Raw genomic sequence first — 19,481 nt, 5'->3', positions numbered from 1 at the left:
AACCCGCGCCCCTCCTCCGGGCGTACGAGGCCCTCCCCGCATACCGCGCCCGTGGTACGTGCCCTTTCGGGCATCTTCACGAGCGCGGTGGTGACGTGGGACTGCGTGTGAACCCCGGAGGGCTCAGACCTGGGCGTCCTCCGGGATCGACACCAGCCAGCGGGTCTCGCGGCGCGGGCGGAGGTAGAAGGCCCAGTAGAGGGTGGCGACGGCGGTGATGCCGCCGGTCCAGAGCAGGTAGGTCATCTCCTGCTGGCTCAGGATGTAGGCGAGGACCGCGATCAGGAGCACCGGCATCGCGGGCCACAGCGGCATGCGCCAGGCCGGGGTGTGGCGGTGCTGGCCGCGCCGGGCGAGCAGGGCGGCGACCGCGACGAGCAGGTACATGGCCGTCACCGAGACACCCGTGACGCCGTACAGGGTGTCCAGGTTGACGAAGCAGAGGAGGGCGCCGGGGACGCCCACCACGAGGGTGGCGACCCAGGGGGAGCCGAAGCGGCCGAGGCGGGAAAGGCCCTGGTTGATCGGCTCGGGCCAGGCCTTGTCACGGGCGGAGGCGAACAGCACCCGGGAGTTCTGGATGACCATCACGATGCCCGCGTTGATGATCGCGAGGGCGACGCAGAGGCTGACGAAGGTGCCGACGGCGGAGTTGGACCAGGCGGTGACCATGCTGCTGATGTCGCCGCCGGTGAGGGCGGACAGGTCCGAGGCGCCCATGGTGATCGCGACGACCGGGACGAGGATGATCACGGTCGAGATGGCGAGGGTGGCCAGGACCGTACGGGCGACGTTGCGGCGCGGGTCCTCCAGTTCCTCGGAGAGGTAGACCGCGGTCGAGAAGCCCTGGGTGATGAAGAGGGCGATCGCGAGTCCCGAGACCACCAGCATGGCCGTCACGGTGTCCGTGTGGCCGCCGGAGCCCGCCACCTGCATCGAGGTGAGGCTGCCGACGCCACGCCGGCTGTGCGTGAAGCCCAGCACCGCCACGACGGCCGCCGCGATGACCTCCAGGACGAGGAAGACGCCGGTGATCCAGGCGTTGGCCCGCAGGTCGAGCAGGCCCGCGAGGGTGGCCAGGAGCATCACGCCCGCGCCCGCCATCGACGGGTTGAGATGCACGATCGGCGCCAGGTAGTCCGCGGTGCCCATCGCGATCACCGGCGGCACGATCATGACGACGAGGAGGGAGAGCACGAAGACCAGCCAGCCCGCGAGTCGTCCGGCCATCGTCGACACCATGGCGTACTCGCCGCCCGCGCTGGGGATGAGGGTGCCCAGCTCCGAGTAGCAGAACGCCACGGCTATACAGAGGAGCGAGCCGATCGCGATGGTGAGCGCGGTCGCCGTGCCGAGGGACGAGAACAGGTCGGGCACGACCACGAAGAGCGTGGAGGCGGGCGTCACGCACGAGAGCGTCAGCAGGGTGCCGCCGACGATACCGATGGAACGCTTGAGCTTTTGGGGGCTCCCGGAGGCCGTGGGGGCGGCGTCCGGCAGGGCCTGCTCGACAGGGCGGAGCGTGTCGGTCATGAAGCGGTTCCGATCGACTTGTGCGTCAGAAGACGACTCTTGCGTCAGGTGATTCGGGCGGGAGCGCTATCGCCTCCGGCGGCTCGCGTCGTTCATCTCGTCGTCCGCTCCCGACGTTGATGGAACCTTGACGGAAACCGTTGCGTCAATGGCCGTTTACCTACGGAATCCGCACCGGTCAAGCGACGCAGATCACATCACTTTCCCAGGCCACGACGCCTACATGTTGCAATCATCAAGACCTTTCGGAGTGTGACCTTGCTTTCGAAGGCAACAGCACCAAACTGCCTCTGCTATCCGTTTCATCACCTCATGACGAGAACCGCAGTCGAGACCTCGAAATTCGCCAGGATTGGTCCGCCCTTCGGGACGCCTGGCGAACAGTGGAGCCGAGCATGGCGGTGCCCCGCCCCCCGGGACGGAGGGCGGGGCACCAGCAGGTCGCTCAGTGGTTGCGCGGGAAGCCCAGGTCCACGCCCGTCGGGGCGTCGGCCGGGTCGGGCCAGCGGGTGGTGACGACCTTGCCGCGGGTGTAGAAGTGCGTGCCGTCGTTGCCGTAGATGTGGTGGTCCCCGAAGAGGGAGTCCTTCCAGCCGCCGAAGGAGTGGTAGCCGACGGGCACCGGGATCGGCACGTTCACGCCGACCATGCCCGCCTCGATCTCCAGCTGGAAGCGGCGGGCGGCGCCGCCGTCCCGGGTGAAGATCGCGGTGCCGTTGCCGAAGGGCGAGGCGTTGATGAGGGCGACACCCTCCTCGTAGGTGTCCACGCGCAGCACGCACAGCACCGGGCCGAAGATCTCGTCCTTGTACGCGTCCGAGGTCACCGGCACCCTGTCGAGCAGCGAGAGGCCGATCCAGTGGCCGTCCTCGTACCCCTCGACCGTGTACCCGGTGCCGTCGAGGACGACCTCGGAGCCCTGCGCCGCCGCGCCCGTGACGTAGGACGCCACCTTGTCGCGGTGCACGGCCGTGATCAGCGGACCCATCTCGGAGGTCGGGTCGTTGCCGGGGCCGATCTTGATCTTCTCGGCGCGCTCGCGGATCTTCTCCACCAGCACGTCGCCGACCGAGCCGACCGCGACGACGGCGGAGATGGCCATGCAGCGCTCGCCGGCGGAGCCGTAGGCGGCCGACACGGCGGCGTCCGCGGCCGCGTCCAGGTCCGCGTCCGGGAGGACCAGCATGTGGTTCTTGGCGCCGCCCAGGGCCTGCACGCGCTTGCCGTTCGCGGAGGCCGTGGTGTGGATGTAGCGGGCGATCGGGGTCGAGCCGACGAAGGACACCGCCTTGACGTCCGGATGCTCCAGGAGGCGGTCGACGGCCACCTTGTCACCGTGGACGACGTTGAAGACACCGTCCGGCAGACCGGCCTCGGCGAGCAGCTCGGCGACCTTCATGGCGGCCGACGGGTCCTTCTCGGACGGCTTCAGCACGAAGGTGTTGCCACACGCGATGGCGATGGGGAACATCCACATCGGCACCATGGCCGGGAAGTTGAACGGCGTGATGCCCGCGACGACGCCCAGCGGCTGCCGGATCGACGCCACGTCGACCTTGGATGCCACCTCGGTCGACAGCTCGCCCTTCAGCTGCACGGTGATCCCGCACGCCAGGTCGACGATCTCCAGACCGCGCGCCACCTCGCCGAGCGCGTCCGAGTGCACCTTGCCGTGCTCGGCGGTGATCAGCTCGGCGATCGCGTCCCGGTTCGCGTCGAGCAGCGCCCGGAACTTGAAGAGGATCGTGGACCGCTTGGCCAGCGAGGACTGGCCCCAGGTCGCGTACGCGTCCTTGGCCGCGGCGACCGCGGCGTCCACCTCGTCGACGGTCGCGAAGGCGACCTGGGTGGTCACGGCGCCGGTCGCCGGGTCGGTGACCGGCCCGTACGTACCCGACGCACCCTCGACAGTCTTGCCACCGATCCAGTGGTTGACGGTCTTCGTCATGGCCAAAAACTCCTTCACAGATGGCGGCGTCGGGCGGCGACGTGCCGGTCGTACTCCTCACGTGCCTTGACCGCCGACGATCGGGTCGCGGTCTCGGCCACAGGTACATCCCACCAGGCTTGGGCCGGGGGCGCGCCCGACACTGTGTCTGCCGTTTCGGTCTCCACGTAGACACATGTGGGAGTGTCCGCGGCGCGCGCCTCGGCAAGGGCCGCCCGCAGGTCACGGACGGTCTTCGCACGCAGCACCCGCATGCCGAGGCTGGCCGCGTTGGCGGCGAGGTCGACGGGCAGCGGCGCCCCCGTGTACGCGCCGTCCTCGGAGCGGTAGCGGTACGCGGTGCCGTACCGCTCGCCGCCCACGGACTCGGAGAGGCCGCCGATGGAGGCGTATCCGTGGTTCTGGAGTATGAGGACCTTGATCGCGACGCCCTCCTGCACGGCGGTGACGATCTCGGTCGGCATCATCAGGTAGGTGCCGTCGCCGACCAGCGCCCACACGGGCCGATCGGGGGCCGCCATCCGGACACCGATCGCGGCCGGGATCTCGTAGCCCATGCACGAGTAGCCGTACTCGACGTGGTACTGGTCGCGCGACCGGGCCCGCCACAGTTTGTGCAGGTCACCGGGGAGCGATCCGGCCGCGTTGATCAGGATGTCGTCCTCGGTGACGACCTCGTCGAGGACGCCGAGGACCTGCGGCTGGGTGGGCCGGATGTCGATGTCCTCGGCCTCGTACGCCGCGTCGACGCGGTACTCCCAGCGCTCCTTGTCGTCCGTGTACTCGGTGGCGTACGCGGGCTCGACGCGGTGCTCGTGCAGCAGCAGCGCCTCGGTGAGCGCTTCAAGGCCGGCCCGCGCGTCCGCGATCAGCGGGATCCCCGACAGCTTGTGACCGTCGTACGGCGCGATGTTGAGGTTCAGGAAGCGGACGTTCGAGGCGGTGAAGAGGGTGCCGGAGGCGGTGGTGAAGTCGGTGTAGCGGGTGCCGACGCCGATCACCAGGTCGGCGGTACGGGCGAGCTCGTCCGCGGTCGCCGTACCGGTGTGGCCGACGCCGCCGACGTCCTGCGGGTGGTCCCACTTCAGTGATCCCTTGCCCGCCTGAGTGGAGGCGACGGGGATGCGGGTGGCGGCGGCGAGTTCGGCGAGCACGTCCTCGGCACGGCTGTGGTGGACCCCGCCGCCCGCGACGATCAGCGGGCGCCGGGCCTCACGGATCGCCGTGACGGCGGCGGCCAGCTCGGAGGCGTCGGCCGCCGGACGGCGCACGGTCCAGGTCCGCTCCTGGAAGAACTCCTCCGGCCAGTCGTACGCCTCCGCCTGCACGTCCTGCGGCAGCGCGAGCGTGACGGCACCGGTCTCGACCGGGTCGGTGAGCACGCGCATGGCCTGCAGGGCGGCCGGGATCAGCGCCTCGGGCCGGGTGACGCGGTCGAAGTACTTCGACACCGGGCGCAGACAGTCGTTGACCGACACATCTCCCGCGTAGGGGACTTCGAGCTGCTGGAGGACCGGGTCGGCGGGGCGGGTCGCGAAGATGTCGCCGGGCAGCAGGAGCACCGGGAGGTGGTTGATCGTCGCGAGCGCGGCGCCGGTGACGAGGTTGGTGGCGCCGGGTCCGATGGAGGTGGTCACGGCGTGCGCCGACAGCCGGTTGGACTGGCGGGCGAAGCCGACCGCCGCGTGCACCATCGACTGCTCGTTACGGCCCTGGTGGTAGGGCATCTCGTCGGCGTACTCGATCAGCGCCTGGCCGAGTCCGGCGACGTTGCCGTGACCGAAAATGCCCCAGGTCGCGCCGATCAGCCGCCGCCGCTCGCCGTCCCGCTCCGTGTACTGGGCGGCCAGGAAGCGCACCAGCGCCTGCGCGACCGTCAGCCTCGTCGTTGAGGTCATCGGTATCCCTCTGTGCTTGCTGTGTTGTCTACGTGTTCCGGGTGGAAGCAGATCCGCCACTCCCTGTCCTCGCCCGGTCCGGCCATCACGTTCAGGTAGTACATGGTGTGGCCGGGCTGGGCGATGGACGGGCCGTGCCATCCGTCGGGGACGAGGACGGCATCGCCGGTGCGGACCTCGGCGAGGACGTCGGATCCACCCTCGCGCGAAGGGAATACGCGCTGATAGCCGAATCCGTCCGGGCCGTCGACCTCGAAGTAGTAGATCTCCTCCAGCTCCGACTCGACACCGGGCCGGTGCTCGTCGTGCTTGTGCGGCGGATACGAGGACCAGTTGCCGCCGGGGGTGATGACCTCGACGGCGATGAGCTTGTCGCACTCGAAGGCGTCGGCGGAGGCGAAATTGCGCACCTGACGTGCGCAGTTGCCACTGCCTCGGTCTTCGACGGGGACCTCCGGCGCGGGGCCGTAGCGGGCGGGGAGTCGGCGCTCGCACTTCGCTCCTGCCAGGGCGAAGCGGCCTCCCGCACCGGAGGCGATCTGGGCCCGGGCGTCACGGGGCACGTACGCGAAGTCGGAGACCCCCGCGAACACGCTTTCCCTGCCCAGGATTTGGAACTCTTCGTCCTCTATGCGCACCGTACAGGCGCCGCCCAGCGGAAGCACGATCCACTCGCTGTCGCCGGTGGTGAAGGTGTGTGTGCCGCCGGGTCCGAGTTCGACCACGCGCAGGCTGCTATGGGTCCAGCCGGCGTACTTGGGGTCGATGTCGACGGCGTACAGCCCGCCGGCGGTGGCCCCCTTGGGCACGTACAGGCCGCTGCTCCGGGTCACGTCCGTCGTCGAGTGCGTCCTGGGGTCCGTCATCGGGTCCTCACAGCAGTCCTACGGCGGTGTCCACCGCGGCGGCCACGTCCCCGCCGGCCGGATAGAGCAGCGAGCGGCCGACGACCAGGCCCTGCACGGTGGGCAGTTGGAGCGCGCCGCGCCACTTCTCGTACGCGCCCTCCTGGTCCTCGCCGACATCGCCGCCGAGCAGTACGGCGGGCAGGGTGGAGGTCTCCATGACCCGGGCCATGTCGTCCGGGTTGTCGGTGACGGGGACCTTCAGCCAGGTGTACGCCGAACTGCCGCCCAGGCCACTGGCGATGGCGATGGACTTGATGACGGCCTCGGCGCTCAGGTCGTTGACCAGCCTGCCCTCCGGCGTGCGGCGGCTGAGGAACGGCTCGACGAAGACCGGGAGGTGACGCTCGGCCATCTCGTCGATCGCGCGGGCGGTGGACTCCAGGGTGTTGAGCGAGCCCGGATCGTCGTAGTCGATGCGCAGCAGCAGCTTGCCCGCGTCGAAGCCGAGCCGTTCGATGTCCTGCGGACGGTGGCCGGTGAAACGGTCGTCCAGCTCGTACGAGGCGCCCTGGAGGCCGCCGCGGTTCATCGAGCCGAGGACCACCTTGTGGTCGAGGGCGCCCAGGAGCAGCAGGTCGTCGAGGATGTCGGCGGTCGCGAGGACGCCGTCGACGCCGGGGCGGGAGAGCGCGAGGCAGAGCCGTTCCAGCAGGTCGGCGCGGTTCGCCATGGCGAACTTGCGGTCGCCGACGGCGAGCGCCCCGCGGGCCGGGTGGTCCGCGGCGATGATCATCAGTCGCCCGTTGTCGCCCACGAGGGGGCGGCGGGGGCGGCGCGCGGCGGCCTCGGCGATGGCTTCGGGGCGGTGGGCGCGGAGCCGGACGAGCTCCGCCGCGTCGACGGCCCGGGGCGGGGCCGGGGTGGAGGGAACGATGGCGTCGCCGCCCTCGTGTCCCACGCGTCCCGCCCTCATCGGACCGCTCCCGCCGTGAGCGCGTCCTCGACCTCTTCGGGGGTCGGCATCGCGGAGGAGCACTCCAGCCGGGAGGCGACGATGGCGCCGGCCGCGTTGGCGTGCCGCATGATCCGCTCCAGGTCCCAGCCGGCGAGCAGGCCGTGACAGAGGGAGCCGCCGAACGCGTCACCGGCGCCGAGTCCGTTGAGGACCGTCACCGGGAGGGGCGGGACCTCGGCCGACGTGCCGTCGCGGTGGACGGCGAGGACGCCCTTGGGGCCCTGTTTGACGACGGCGAGTTCGACGCCCGCCTTGAGGAGTGCCTCGGCCGCCGCGTGCGGTTCGCGGACGCCGGTGGCGATCTCGACCTCGTCGAGGTTGCCGACGGCGACGGTGGTGTGGCGCAGGGCCTCGGCGTAGAAGGCCCGGGCGGAGTCCTCGGAGCTCTTCCCTGCTGTGTCCTTCCAGAACATGGGCCGCCAGTCGAGGTCGAAGACCGTCGTGGCGGACTTGGCGCGGTGGGCGAGCGCGGCGAGCGTCGCCGTCCGGCTGGGCTCCTCGCTCAGGCCGGTCCCGGTCACCCAGAAGATGCGCGCCTCGCGGACGGCGTCCAGGTCGAGGTCGTGCGCGTCGATCTCCAGGTCCGGGGCCTTGGGCTGCCGGTAGAAGTACAGCGGGAAGTCGTCGGGCGGGAAGATCTCGCAGAACGTCACCGGGGTGGGCAGCCCGGCGACCGGGGTGACCCAGCGGTCGTCCACGCCGAAGTCGCGCAGCGCCTCGTGGAGGTACGCGCCGAAGGGGTCGTCACCGGTGCGCGTGATCACCGCCGTACGCCGTCCGAGCCGGGACGCGGCCACCGCGACGTTCGTCGCCGAGCCGCCCAGGAACTTCCCGAAGGACGTCACCTGCGCCAGCGGGACACCCGTCTGCAACGGGTAGAGGTCCACACCGATCCGCCCCATGGTGATCAGGTCGTACGCCATCGAGTTCCCTTCGCTTCGGCTCCCCCAAGGTCTAGCGCCGCGCGGGGAGCCCTGTCAACAGTTTGTCCGGACATTCGGACCAGGCCTTGACACCTCCCTCGTGCCGCCCGAAGCTGACGCCCATGACGTCGTTGTCACCGCAGGCATCACCTCAGTCCTCACTGTCCCGCATCCGGATCGGTTCGGCTCCGGACTCCTGGGGCGTCTGGTTCCCCGACGACCCTCAGCAGGTCCCCTGGCAGCGCTTCCTCGACGAGGTCTCCCAGTCCGGGTACGAGTGGATCGAGCTGGGCCCCTACGGTTATCTGCCCACGGATCCGGCCCTGCTCAAGGAGGAGACCGCGCGGCGCGGGCTCACCGTGTCGGCCGGCACCGTCTTCACCGGGCTGCACCGGGGTCCCGGGGTGTGGGACGCCACCTGGGCGCACGTCTCGGACATCGCCGCACTCACCCAGGCGATGGGCGCCGAGCACCTCGTCGTCATCCCGGCGTTCTGGCGGGACGACAAGACGGGCGAGGTGCTGGAGGACAGCACGCTGACGCCGACGCAGTGGCGCAATCTGACCGCTCAGACCGAGCGGCTCGCCCATGAGGTGCGGGAGCGCTACGGGCTGAAGATCGTCGTCCACCCGCACGCGGACACGCACATCGACAGCGAGGAGAACGTCACGCGTTTCCTCGACGCGACCGACTCCTCGCTGGTGTCACTGTGCCTGGACACCGGCCACTACGCGTACTGCGGCGGCGACAACGTCAAGCTCATCGAGACCTACGGGGAGCGCATCGGCTACCTCCACCTCAAGCAGGTGGATCCGCTGGTCCTGGCCGAGGTGCGGGCGAACGAGGTGCCGTTCGGGCCCGCCGTGGCCAAGGGCGTGATGTGCGAACCGCCGTCCGGCGTACCGGCGCTCGAGCCCGTCCTCGCCGCCGCCCAGAAGCTGGACGTCGAGCTCTTCGCCATCGTCGAACAGGACATGTACCCGTGTCCGCCGGACAAGCCGCTGCCGATCGCCCAGCGCACCCGGGCGTTCCTGAGGTCCTGCGGAGCGTGACGGCTTCACCGTGACCGCTTCACCGTGACCCCTTCCCAGTCTCCCGCGGAGCCTGACCCTCCGCGGGGGGGGCCGTGGGGCCCGTCGAGAGCTCGGGGCTCGGCGGGCCTTCCGGCGTCACCGTGCCGCGTTGCACCATGGGTGTTCCCCAGGTGCGGGCGGCGGCGGGAGGGCCGATGGTGACGCGAATCGTCTCGCGGTCGGGGCACGGGCCGGGCGGTGCCTGGGAGACGGCCCTCGCACGGCCGCATCCACGACTGCGGCCCGGGGTGATCAGCTACCGCGGGATCCGGCTCGCGCTCGACCGGCCACGGCGCAGGCTGGAGGCACCGATCGGCGCGGCGACCCTGTTGTTGGGCTTCGAACAGCCCCTGCGCATCTCCCGCGTGGGCCGTCCCCCCGTCACCCTCAGGTCGGTGTTCTCGGGACCGACCACCACCGCGGCCGTCGGCGAACACGACGGACGGCTGGCGGGCGTCGAAGTGCTGCTCGCCCCCTGGGCCGCGTTCACACTCTTCGGCACACCGCAGTACGAGCTCGCCGACCGGACCCTGGATCCCGACGAGCTCCCGCATGCACTGGGCTCGCGGGACGCGGGCCCGGGCGGGCGGCGTCTGCAGAGCGTCGGTGAACTCTCCGCCGCGCTGGCCGCGTTGCCGGGTTGGCCGGAACGCTTCGAACTGCTGGACGACGTCCTCGTGCGCTGGCGCTCGGCGGGGACGCCCGGTTCGGCACGGGTGGTGCGGGCGTGGGCGCAGTTGCAACGGACCTGGGGTGCGATGCCGGTGGCCCGGCTCGCCGAGGACGTCGGCTGGAGCGTACGGCAGTTGGAGAACCGTTTCCGGGAGCAGATCGGGCTCGGCCCCAAGGCGGCGGCCCGGGTGCTGCGCCTGGAACGGGCCCGGCGGCTGCTCGCCGCGGGCCGCTCACAGGCCGAGACGGCGGCGGCCTGCGGGTTCTACGACCAGGCCCACCTCAGCGGCGAGTTCCGGGCGATGACGGGGTGCACACCGCGGGAGTTCACGGCGGCCCGCGGAGCTCAGCCGGTTCCACGGCCCGGTCCGCCGGGAGCCGATCGGATGGCCGGGGAGGCGACCAGTCTGGTGCTCTCCCCCGACCGGAGCGATCAAAGTGACCGGGGTGCGATTTTCTCCAAGACCGGTGGGCTCCGTTGATTGCAGGCTGAACTTCCGGCGGCTGATCCGACGGGGGGACCCGGGCGGCTTCCGAGGGGGTGCGGGGAGCTGGTGGGCCGGATCCAGCGCGGGTCCGGCCCACCGCTCGCGTACGCACGACGCACCCGGCCCGCCACCGGTCCCCCGACGCGCATACGTCTCGACGGTCCCCTCGAATGCGTCACGCGTGTCACAAAAACCACCGCCCGGTCACACATGTCGCGAGTACGCGAATCTTGCGTCACACCCGTCCAACAGGCCCTGCCCTGCGGTCACTCTGCGTCGTTCAACGAGCGCAGGCTTTGTGATCGCCAGCGCAGCGCCCGGCTCCCCCGACGGCCACCCCCCGGCCGCCGCCGCGGTGCGCGCAGGGAGGTGCCACTCATGACCGACCGTAGGCTCTGGTCGTACAAGGAGATCGCGGCGCACATCAAGGTGCAGCCGGACACCGTGCGGTCGTACCGCAAGCACGGACTGCTGCCGCCGCCCGACCACGTGGAGAGCGGGAAGCCCTACTGGTACGCGGACACCGTCCGCGCCTGGGTCGCCTCCCGCCCCGGAAACCGCGGCCGAAGAGACTGACCACGCGGTCCGTCCCCGCTCGCCGCACCTACTCGCCGCACCCCCTCGCTGCGCCCCGCCCCTCGCTCGGGTGCGGGGCACGGCCCCTGCCGGGCTCAGCTCCACGGTTCGATGACCGTCACCCCCGCCCCCGGCGCCGCCCCCATCGCCGCCAGGGCCGCAGGGACCGCGTCCAGCGGGATGGTGGAGGTGACCAGGAGGTCGGGGCGGAGCACCCCGGCGCGGACCAGTTCGAGCATGCGGGGGTAGGCGTGTGCCTGCATGCCATGGCTGCCCAGGAGTTCGAGTTCGAGGCCGATCACCCGGGCCATCGGAACCGCGGGGTCCTCGGGCAGCAGACCGACCTGGACGTGGCGCCCCCGGCGGCGCAGACCGTTCACCGAGGCCGCGCAGGTGACCGGGGAGCCGAGCGCGTCGAGGGAGAGATGGGCGCCGCCGCCGGTCAGCTCCCGGATCGCCGCCGCCGTGTCCCCGACCCGCGAGGCGTCCACGGCCTCCACCGCGCCGAACTTCCGCGCCAGGTCCAGGGCCTGGGGTGAGAGGTCCACGGCCACGACCCGCGCCCCGGCCGCCGCCGCGATCATCACCGCCGACAGTCCCACGCCTCCGCAGCCGTGCACCGCGACCCACTCCCCGGCCGCCACCCGGCCCTGCGCGACCACCGCGCGGAACGCCGTGGCGAACCGGCAGCCCAGCGACGCCGCCGTCGCGAAGGACAGCTCGTCCGGCACCGCCACCAGGTTCACCTCGGCGTGGTCGAGTGCCACGTACTGGGCGAAGGAACCCCAGTGGGTGAACCCAGGCTGGGTCTGCCGCTCGCACACCTGCTGGTCACCCGCCGCACAGGAGGGACACGTTCCGCAGGCGCAGACGAACGGGACGGTGACCCGGTCGCCGGGGCGCCAGCCGGTCACCCGCGCACCGACCGCCTCGACGGTCCCCGCGAGTTCGTGGCCCGGCACATGCGGCAGCGTGATGTCCGGGTCGTGCCCCATCCAGCCGTGCCAGTCGCTGCGGCACAGTCCGGTGGCCTCGACCCGCACCACCACCCCGTGCTCCGCGGGCACCGGCTCCGCCGCCTCGCGCACCTCGGCCGGCTCCTCGTACCGCTCGAACACCACTGCCCGCATCCGTCTCGCCCCTCCGCCCGAAGATCACCCTTCCGGAGCGAACGCTATCCGCGCGCCTCGACCTTGTCCCGCTCCCGGTCGTCCGCCCGCTCGTCCGCCTGGTCGTCCGCCTGCCAGGTGCTGTCCGGCTCCGCCTCGCCCTCGCTCAGTCCGAACCGGTCGTGGAAGCGCCGCAGCGGCCCCGGTGCCCACCAGGTCGCGCGGCCCGTGAGGCGCATGACCGCCGGGACCAGCAGACTGCGGACGACCATCGCGTCCATCAGCACGGCGAGCGCGATGCCCAGGCCGAGCATCTTGGTGTTGGTCACGCGTGAGGTGCCGATCGCGACCATCACCACGGCGAGGATGACCGCGGCCGCGGTGATCAGTCCGCCGGTGCGCTGGAGACCGAAGCGGACCGCCTCCCGGTGGTCGCCCGTGTGGTCGTACTCCTCCTTTATCCGGGAGAGCAGGAAGACTCCGTAGTCCATGGAGAGGCCGAAGGCGACGCAGAACATGAGGACGGGGAGCGTCGTCTCTATCGATCCCGGGCTGGTGAAGCCGAGCAGGCCCGACAGATGGCCGTCCTGGAAGACCCAGACCACCGCACCGAACATCGCCGTCAGGCTGAGCGCGTTGAGCAGCACCGCCTGGATCGGGATCAGCACGCTGCCGGTGAGAAGGAAGACCAGGAGCAGGGTGACGATCGCGATGAAGGCCGCGGCCCAGGGGAGCCGGTCGGCTATCGCGTGCTTGGAGTCGACCAGGACCGCCGCCGTGCCGGTCACCGCCGTGTCGAACGGGGCCTGTGTCGCGCGCAGTTCGCGCACCAGCCGCTGGGCTCCGTCGCCGACGGCCTCGCCGTTCGGCAGCACCGTGAAGTAGGCCGAGTCACCCTGCGCCAGGGGCCCGTCCACCCGCAGCACCTCGGGCAGTGCGGCGATCCGGTCCTTGTAGGCCGTGTACTGGGCCTCGCTCGCCCGCCCCTCCGCGAGCACCTCCAGGGCACCACCGGGGCTGCCCGGGAAGCCGTCCCGTATGTGCTGCTGGACGACGTGGGACTCGGCACCCGAGGGCAGCTGGCGGTCGTCCGCGGTGCCGAACTTCACGCCCAGGAAGGGCAGTCCGAGCACGATCAGCCCGACGGTGGTGGCGACGGCGAAGACCGGCGCCCTGCGCATGACGAGGGAGGCCATGCGTCCCCAGGCGGCCCCGTCCGCGCTCGCCGTCGGCCTGCCGCGCCGGAACAGGCGGCGCAGATCCAGCGAGTTCACCCGGTGGCCGAGCAGCACCAGCGCCGCCGGGAGCAGAACCAGAGCGGCGGCTGCGGCCAACAGCACCACGGCGATGCCCGCGTAGGCGAAGGAGCGCAGGAAGTACTGCGGGAAGAGCAGCATCGCGGCCAGGGAGACGGCGACCGTGAGGGAGGAGAAGAGGACCGTGCGGCCCGCGGTGCGCAGGGTCGTGGCGATGGCCGTGATGGCGTCTTCCCTGCTCGAACCCGGTGGAGAGCTCGGGGAGGGCGCGGTGCCCTTGGCCAGTTCCTCGCGGAATCTGCGAACGATGAACAGGGCGTAGTCGATGGCGAGGCCGAGTCCCAGGGCCGTGGTGAGGTTCATCGCGAAGACCGAGACGTCGGTGAACTCGGTGAGGCCGCGCAGTACCGCGTTCGTGCCCAGGATCGCGACGATGCCCACGCCGAGCGGCAGCAGGGCCGCGATCGCGCTTCCGAAGACCATCACCAGCAGCACGAGGGTCACCGGCAGGGCGATCATCTCGGCCCGGGTCAGGTCCTCGCGGATGGTCGTCTGCATCTCGTGCTGGACCGCGACCGGGCCGCCGACCCTGACCTCGACCGGCCCGTGCGTCCCTCGATAGAAGGGCGCCAGGCGGTCCAGGGTCTCGCTCGCCGTCTTCTCGTCGCCCGTTATCCGCGCGGCGATCAGCGCCTCGTGGCCGTCCTTCGCCTTCAGCGCCGGTGCGCCCGACGCCCAGTACGAACCGACCCCCGTGACGCCCCGCTCGGCGGCGAGCCGCGCCGCGAGCCGCTTCGCCTCGGCCGCGACCGAGGGAGCGTCGACCGTGGCGCGCCCCGAGCCGACCAGGAGCAGCAGATTGGGCTGCGAGGCGGGGAACTCCCGCTCCAGCGCCTTGGTCGCGTACGTCGACTCGGCGGTCGGGTCCTGCCAGCCGCCGCTGCCCAGCCGGTCGGCGACCCCGCTGCCGGCGACCACGGCGAGCGCGGTGAGCAGCAGCGCGACGAACAGGGAGAGCCGGGGGCGCGCGGTCACGAACCGGGTCCAGCCGCCGACCCGGGCACCGCGACCGGTTCGCGGGCCACCGCCCACCCGGCGGCCGTCACCCGCCCGCGGACCGCTCTTCGCCGGCGGACTTCCGCTCTCCGGCGGGCCTCCGCCCACTCGCGGTTCGTCGCCCGCGCTCGCGTCGGCGCTCGCGCCCCTCCCGCGCCCCGCGCCGCTCCCGTGGCCGTCATCCGCGCTGTTGACTTCGGTCATCGTGCGGTGTCCCCTTCACCGTGACCCCCTGTCCGCGCGGCGGCGTCCGTCCAGCCATCCGGTCGTGTGCGCAGGCAGCAGGGGTCGACCATTGCCATAGAATGGCAAACACGAGAGATCGCTCGCGTTTCACCAGAATGCGAGCGACCGCTCGTGTTTGTCAATCACGTTCGGAGAGCTGGGGATAACTCGTGCCCGACAAGCCCGAGACGCAGCGCACCGCCGACGCGCAGACCGTCGACAGACAGACCGCCGACGCGCAAACCGTCGACGAACGCCCCCGCCGTCGGCAGGCCCGCGGCGAGCGCAGGATCGCCCAGCTGCTGGAGGCCGCCGCCTCCGTCTTCTGCACCACCGGCTACACCGCCGCCAGTACCAACGCCATCGCCCGCGAGGCGGGCGTCTCGCCGGGCACGCTGTACCAGTTCTTCCCGAACAAAGAGGCCATCGCGATCGAGCTGGGCGACCGGCTCATGCACGAGATGCGCGACACCTACGGCGAGGCACTGGCCCCGGTCGACCCCACGACCCCACTGGAGGAGGCCGTGGGCGCCGCGGTCGACCGGTTCATCGCCTTCAACTGCGACCACCCCGTGTTCTTCGCACTGATGCACGGCCCCGACATCCCGGGCCGGATCGCCGAGGAGCACGACGCCCTGCACGCGACCCTGATCTCACGGATAGAGGGGCTGCTCTCCTCCCTCATGGCCGACGCGCCCGCCACCGAGGTCACGCGCATCGCGCACGTGTGCCTGGGCATCTACAAGGCCGGCCTGGAGCTGGTCCTCTCGAACGAGGGAGCCGAGCGCGAGGCGTACGTCCGAGAGTTGAAGGACGTCCTGCTCCGCTACCTGGAGCCGCTGATCCGCGACAGGACACTCACCCCGGCGGACCTCACCGCCGGCCCCACGGAGTTCACGGCTCCAACCCCCTGACCACGCACGGCCCAACCTCCGACCGCACACGGCGACCCGGCCGTCGAGCACGGCCGCCCGCGCCCCGGTCATGACGGAGTACCCCATACTGCGACATAGCGGACATCTGCCATAAGGTTCGGATAAATCAGACCGAGCCCAAGGGGCAAGCCGTGACCCAGAATCAGCCGCCCGGCGCGCCCCGGGCCCGCATTCCCGGACCCCAGCAGCCCCCGCCGTCGTACCCCCAGATCCGCACCGGACTGTGGCGACGCTGCCTGGGCGGCGGGCTCGCGCTCTGGACGCTGACGGCGATCGTCACGTACACGACGAGGAACACCACGCTGCTGCCGACCCTGATCCTGCTCGGCAGCTTCCTGGTACCCGTCGTCTTCACGCTCTGGGCGTACGAGCGCCACGGCCGCGACCTCGGCGTACAGGTGATCCTCGGCTGCTTCCTGACCGGCGGGACCCTCGGGGTGCTGGGCGCGTCGGTGATGGAGAACCACCTGCTCCACCCCTCGCTGTCGAGGTGCGTCGGCGTCGGACTGACCGAGGAGGCGGCGAAGCTGGCCGCGCTGGCGTTCGTCCTGCGCCGCCACCCCCGGCTCCGGGGACTGCGGGCCGGCCTCGTGCTCGGCGCGAGCGTCGGCTTCGGCTTCGCGGCGCTGGAGAGCGCGGGGTACGCGTTCAACGCCGCCGTGTCCCTCAAGGGACTGGATCTGCGCGCACTGCTGGAGACGGAGATCCTCCGCGGGCCACTCACCCCCTTCGGGCACGGCCTGTGGACGGCGATCACGGGAGCGGTGCTGCTCACGTACCGCAACCCGCAAGGACGCTTCCAGTACGCCGGCCCGGTGGCCGGCAGCTACGTCGGCGTGTCGCTGCTGCACGCCCTGTGGGACTCGACACACGGCATCGCGCTCTGGCTGGTCGCGCGGCTGACCACGACGGGGCTCGACCGGACACTGTTCGGGCTGGGGTACCTGCAGGGGCCCACCGACGAGCAGAAACATCTCTTCACGCTGTTCTCCGTGGGCGGCCTGATCATCGTCGCGCTCGCGGGGGTCGGCTGGGTGCGTTCGCTGACACGCCGCGACTTCGCTTGGAGAAATACCCCCTAGGGGTATACTGTTGGGTACCTGAGCAAGTCACCCGAACCCCACACGCCTCGACGAGGAGTACGCCATGACCGCGCAGACCGACACCCCGGGTTCCGTCACGACCGTCTACCAGGTGAGCGGAATGAGCTGCGGGCACTGTGAGGGCTCCGTCTCCGGCGAGATCTCCGAGATCCCCGGTGTCACCTCGGTGAAGGCCGTCGCCGCCACCGGCGAGGTGACCGTGGTCTCCGCGGCGCCGCTCGACGAGGAGGCCGTGCGCGCCGCCGTCGACGAGGCGGGCTTCGAGCTCGCCGTCCAGGTCTGAGTCACCGGCCTCGCACTCACCGGTCGCTCCCCCGCGCCTTCCAGTTCCCCGTATCACCCCCATCACCTGTATCACCCCGCACCACCCAGCGCTTCACGCAGCTCTCCACACCGGGCCGTACCGACCAGCTGATACTGGCTCCGTACGGCCCGGCTCATTCCCTGGAGCCCGACCATGACCACCGCAGCACCCGAGCCGGCCATAGCCGTGACGACCCCGACCACCGCGACAGCCGCGCCGTCGGAGGTGGAGCTCACCATCGGCGGAATGACCTGCGCCTCCTGCGCGGCCCGCGTCGAGAAGAAGCTCAACCGCATGGACGGCGTCACCGCCACGGTCAACTTCGCGACGGAGAAGGCGAAGGTCTCGTACCCGGTGGGGGTACAGGTCGCCGACCTCGTCGCCACCGTCGTGAAGACGGGATACACCGCCGAGGAACCCCCGCCGCCACGCCTCGAAACGCCGGAACGGGCCACCGACGCCGGCGCCGCCGACGAGGACCCCGAACTCGCCTCCCTGCGCGAACGGCTCGTCGCCTCGGCCCTGCTCGCCCTCCCCGTCGTCCTGATGTCGATGGTCCCGGCGCTGCAGTTCGACAACTGGCAGTGGCTCTCGCTGACCCTCGCCGCACCCGTCGTGGTCTGGGGCGCACTGCCCTTCCACCGGGCCGCGTTCACCAACGCGCGCCACGGCGCGGCCACCATGGACACCCTCGTCTCGGTCGGCACGCTCGCCGCGTTCGGCTGGTCCCTGTGGGCGCTGTTCTGGGGGCACGCGGGCATGCCGGGCATGCGGCACGGCTTCGACCTCACCGTCTCGCGTACGGAGGGGTCGTCGACGATCTATCTCGAAGTCGCCGCGGGTGTCGTCGCGTTCATCCTGCTCGGCCGGTACCTGGAGGCCCGCTCCAAGCGGCGGGCCGGAGCCGCGCTGCGGGCGCTGATGGAGCTGGGGGCCAAGGACGTCGCGGTGCTACGGGACGGCCGTGAGGTCCGTATCCCGGTCGCGCGGCTGGCGACGGGCGACCGTTTCGTCGTGCGGCCCGGCGAGAAGATCGCCACCGACGGGACGGTGGTGGAGGGTTCCTCCGCCGTCGACGCCTCCATGCTGACGGGCGAGTCGGTGCCGGTGGACGTGACGGTGGGTTCCGCCGTCACCGGCGCGACCGTGAACGCCGGCGGACGGCTCGTCGTCGAGGCGACCCGGGTCGGCGCCGACACCCAACTCGCGCGGATGGCCCGGCTCGTCGAGGACGCGCAGAACGGCAAGGCCGAGGTGCAGCGCCTCGCCGACCGGATCTCCGGGATCTTCGTGCCGGTGGTGCTGGTGATCGCGCTCGGCACCTTCGGGGTGTGGCTCGGCGTCACCGGCGACACGGTCGCCGCCTTCACCGCGGCCGTCGCCGTGCTGATCATCGCCTGCCCCTGCGCCCTCGGCCTCGCGACCCCGACCGCCCTGATGGTCGGCACCGGCCGCGGCGCCCAACTCGGCATCCTCATCAAGGGCCCCGAGGTCCTGGAGTCCACGCGGCGCGTCGACACGGTCGTCCTGGACAAGACCGGCACGGTGACGACGGGACGGATGACACTGCGGGAGGTGTACGTCGTCGCCGACACCGACGAGAAGGAGCTCCTGCGGCTCGCAGGCTCCCTGGAACACGCCTCCGAGCATCCGGTGGCCCAGGCGATCGCCGCGGGCGCTCAGGAGCGGGCTGGTGACCTTCCCCCGGTGGAGCACTTCGAGAACGTCCCCGGGCTCGGCGTACGCGGGCGCGTGGAGGGTCACGACGTCCAGGTGGGGCGGCTCCACGAAGGCGAGCTCCCGGAGGCGCTGGCCCGCGCCAAGGCCGAGGCGCAGGCGGAGGGACGTACGGCCGTCGTGGTCGCCCGGGACGGGGTGGCACTCGGTGTCCTGACCGTCGCCGACGCGATCAAGGAGACCAGCGCCGAGGCGGTGCGCGCGCTGCGCGGCCTGGGGCTCACACCGGTCCTGCTCACCGGGGACAACCGGGCGGTCGCCCAGTCCGTGGCGCGTGCCGTCGGCATCGACCCCGGGGAGGTGATCGCCGAGGTGCTGCCCGAGGACAAGGTCGCCGTCGTCAGGCGCCTCCAGAGCGAGGGGCGGACCGTGGCGATGGTCGGCGACGGGGTGAACGACGCGGCGGCGCTCGCCACCGCCGACCTGGGCCTCGCGATGGGGACGGGCACGGACGCGGCGATCGAGGCGAGCGACCTGACGCTGGTCCGGGGGGATCTGCGCGTGGCCGCGGACGCGATCCGGCTGTCGCGCAAGACCCTCTCCACGATCAAGGGGAACCTGGTGTGGGCCTTCGGCTACAACGTGGCGGCACTGCCGCTCGCCGCGGCCGGACTCCTCAACCCGATGATCGCGGGGGCCGCGATGGCCTTCTCGTCGGTGTTCGTGGTGACGAACAGCCTTCGACTCAGGACATTCTCATGACGACGGAGTAAGAGTCCCCCTAGAGTCCAACGGGAGCCTCACATAAGCTCTTCACAAGGCTCGCGCATCTTCCTTACGCT

General features: G+C 71.2%; 15 protein-coding genes. 7 read left to right on the top strand and 8 right to left on the bottom strand.

What is annotated here, in order from left to right; translation table 11 throughout:
• Positions 1-123 precede the first annotated feature (123 nt).
• From SMIR_RS24660 to iolC, 6 genes are all read right to left on the bottom strand, one after another.
• Positions 124-1,533, bottom strand: coding sequence for an APC family permease (locus SMIR_RS24660; RefSeq protein ID WP_168491713.1), 1,410 nt, complete (start codon positions 1,531-1,533; stop codon positions 124-126).
• Between the two features lie 445 nt (positions 1,534-1,978).
• Positions 1,979-3,481, bottom strand: coding sequence for a CoA-acylating methylmalonate-semialdehyde dehydrogenase (gene mmsA, locus SMIR_RS24655; protein ID WP_212727399.1), 1,503 nt, complete (start codon positions 3,479-3,481; stop codon positions 1,979-1,981).
• 14 nt (positions 3,482-3,495) lie between these two features.
• Positions 3,496-5,379: a 3D-(3,5/4)-trihydroxycyclohexane-1,2-dione acylhydrolase (decyclizing) gene (gene iolD, locus SMIR_RS24650; protein ID WP_168491717.1), complete on the bottom strand. Its 1,884-nt coding sequence runs from the start codon at positions 5,377-5,379 to the stop codon at positions 3,496-3,498.
• A complete protein-coding gene (gene iolB / locus SMIR_RS24645; RefSeq protein WP_212727398.1) occupies positions 5,376-6,245 on the bottom strand; it encodes a 5-deoxy-glucuronate isomerase in 870 nt (289 codons plus the stop codon). The genes iolD and iolB overlap by 4 nt, the downstream gene beginning before the upstream one ends.
• Positions 6,246-6,252: 7 nt before the next feature.
• Entirely contained in the window at positions 6,253-7,200 is a 948-nt protein-coding gene (locus tag SMIR_RS24640; RefSeq protein ID WP_248002931.1) for a Cgl0159 family (beta/alpha)8-fold protein, read from the bottom strand.
• Positions 7,197-8,165, bottom strand: a complete 969-nt coding sequence (gene iolC / locus SMIR_RS24635; protein WP_168491721.1) for a 5-dehydro-2-deoxygluconokinase — start codon at positions 8,163-8,165, stop codon at positions 7,197-7,199. The genes SMIR_RS24640 and iolC overlap by 4 nt, the downstream gene beginning before the upstream one ends.
• Positions 8,166-8,287: 122 nt before the next feature.
• On the opposite strand from iolC, the gene SMIR_RS24630 reads away from it, so the two are divergent.
• The 3 genes from SMIR_RS24630 (at position 8,288) to SMIR_RS24620 (ending at position 10,974) form a co-directional block, all read left to right on the top strand.
• A complete protein-coding gene (locus tag SMIR_RS24630) occupies positions 8,288-9,217 on the top strand; it encodes a sugar phosphate isomerase/epimerase family protein (protein ID WP_168491723.1) in 930 nt (309 codons plus the stop codon).
• Positions 9,218-9,393: 176 nt separating this feature from the next.
• Positions 9,394-10,392, top strand: a complete 999-nt coding sequence (locus tag SMIR_RS24625; RefSeq protein ID WP_168491725.1) for a helix-turn-helix domain-containing protein — start codon at positions 9,394-9,396, stop codon at positions 10,390-10,392.
• A 384-nt stretch (positions 10,393-10,776) separates the two neighbouring features.
• On the top strand, positions 10,777-10,974 hold the full coding sequence (locus tag SMIR_RS24620; RefSeq protein WP_054231835.1) for a helix-turn-helix transcriptional regulator: 198 nt from the start codon (positions 10,777-10,779) through the stop codon (positions 10,972-10,974).
• A 95-nt stretch (positions 10,975-11,069) separates the two neighbouring features.
• Here SMIR_RS24620 and SMIR_RS24615 read toward each other — a convergent pair whose 3' ends face one another.
• Positions 11,070-12,104, bottom strand: a complete 1,035-nt coding sequence (locus SMIR_RS24615; RefSeq protein WP_168491727.1) for a zinc-dependent alcohol dehydrogenase family protein — start codon at positions 12,102-12,104, stop codon at positions 11,070-11,072.
• Between the two features lie 44 nt (positions 12,105-12,148).
• Positions 12,149-14,599: an MMPL family transporter gene (locus SMIR_RS24610; RefSeq protein ID WP_249938470.1), complete on the bottom strand. Its 2,451-nt coding sequence runs from the start codon at positions 14,597-14,599 to the stop codon at positions 12,149-12,151.
• Positions 14,600-14,910: 311 nt separating this feature from the next.
• Between SMIR_RS24610 and SMIR_RS24605 the strand changes: the two genes are divergently transcribed.
• The 4 genes from SMIR_RS24605 to SMIR_RS24590 all read left to right on the top strand — a co-directional run bounded on the left by SMIR_RS24605 (position 14,911) and on the right by SMIR_RS24590 (position 19,401).
• Complete coding sequence (locus SMIR_RS24605; protein ID WP_248003650.1) at positions 14,911-15,534, top strand: TetR/AcrR family transcriptional regulator; 624 nt, start codon at positions 14,911-14,913, stop codon at positions 15,532-15,534.
• Positions 15,535-15,686: 152 nt separating this feature from the next.
• Positions 15,687-16,637 (top strand): PrsW family glutamic-type intramembrane protease, encoded by a 951-nt coding sequence (locus SMIR_RS24600; protein WP_168491732.1) that lies wholly within the window; start codon positions 15,687-15,689, stop codon positions 16,635-16,637.
• Positions 16,638-16,701: 64 nt separating this feature from the next.
• Positions 16,702-16,941 carry a heavy-metal-associated domain-containing protein gene (locus SMIR_RS24595; protein ID WP_101405082.1) on the top strand — a complete coding sequence of 80 codons (240 nt, stop codon included), beginning with the start codon at positions 16,702-16,704 and terminating at the stop codon, positions 16,939-16,941.
• Positions 16,942-17,115: 174 nt separating this feature from the next.
• Positions 17,116-19,401, top strand: coding sequence for a heavy metal translocating P-type ATPase (locus SMIR_RS24590; protein ID WP_168491734.1), 2,286 nt, complete (start codon positions 17,116-17,118; stop codon positions 19,399-19,401).
• Positions 19,402-19,481 lie beyond the last annotated feature (80 nt).

The sequence above is a fragment of the Streptomyces mirabilis genome, from assembly GCF_018310535.1.
Lineage (GTDB): Bacteria > Actinomycetota > Actinomycetes > Streptomycetales > Streptomycetaceae > Streptomyces.
The sequence above is the reverse complement of the archived record's forward strand: the minus strand, read 5'-3'. Positions and strand labels throughout refer to the sequence as shown.

Excerpts from the sequence above, each read along its gene's own strand:
- SMIR_RS24660 (WP_168491713.1), bottom strand. The coding sequence starts at position 1,533 with ATGACCGACACGCTCCGCCCTGTCGAGCAGGCCCTGCCGGACGCCGCC.
- mmsA (WP_212727399.1), bottom strand. The coding sequence starts at position 3,481 with ATGACGAAGACCGTCAACCACTGGATCGGTGGCAAGACTGTCGAGGGT.
- iolD (WP_168491717.1), bottom strand. The coding sequence starts at position 5,379 with ATGACCTCAACGACGAGGCTGACGGTCGCGCAGGCGCTGGTGCGCTTC.
- iolB (WP_212727398.1), bottom strand. The coding sequence starts at position 6,245 with ATGACGGACCCCAGGACGCACTCGACGACGGACGTGACCCGGAGCAGC.
- SMIR_RS24640 (WP_248002931.1), bottom strand. The coding sequence starts at position 7,200 with ATGAGGGCGGGACGCGTGGGACACGAGGGCGGCGACGCCATCGTTCCC.
- iolC (WP_168491721.1), bottom strand. The coding sequence starts at position 8,165 with ATGGCGTACGACCTGATCACCATGGGGCGGATCGGTGTGGACCTCTAC.
- SMIR_RS24630 (WP_168491723.1), top strand. The coding sequence starts at position 8,288 with ATGACGTCGTTGTCACCGCAGGCATCACCTCAGTCCTCACTGTCCCGC.
- SMIR_RS24625 (WP_168491725.1), top strand. The coding sequence starts at position 9,394 with ATGGTGACGCGAATCGTCTCGCGGTCGGGGCACGGGCCGGGCGGTGCC.
- SMIR_RS24620 (WP_054231835.1), top strand. The coding sequence starts at position 10,777 with ATGACCGACCGTAGGCTCTGGTCGTACAAGGAGATCGCGGCGCACATC.
- SMIR_RS24615 (WP_168491727.1), bottom strand. The coding sequence starts at position 12,104 with ATGCGGGCAGTGGTGTTCGAGCGGTACGAGGAGCCGGCCGAGGTGCGC.
- SMIR_RS24610 (WP_249938470.1), bottom strand. The coding sequence starts at position 14,599 with ATGACCGAAGTCAACAGCGCGGATGACGGCCACGGGAGCGGCGCGGGG.
- SMIR_RS24595 (WP_101405082.1), top strand. The coding sequence starts at position 16,702 with ATGACCGCGCAGACCGACACCCCGGGTTCCGTCACGACCGTCTACCAG.
- SMIR_RS24590 (WP_168491734.1), top strand. The coding sequence starts at position 17,116 with ATGACCACCGCAGCACCCGAGCCGGCCATAGCCGTGACGACCCCGACC.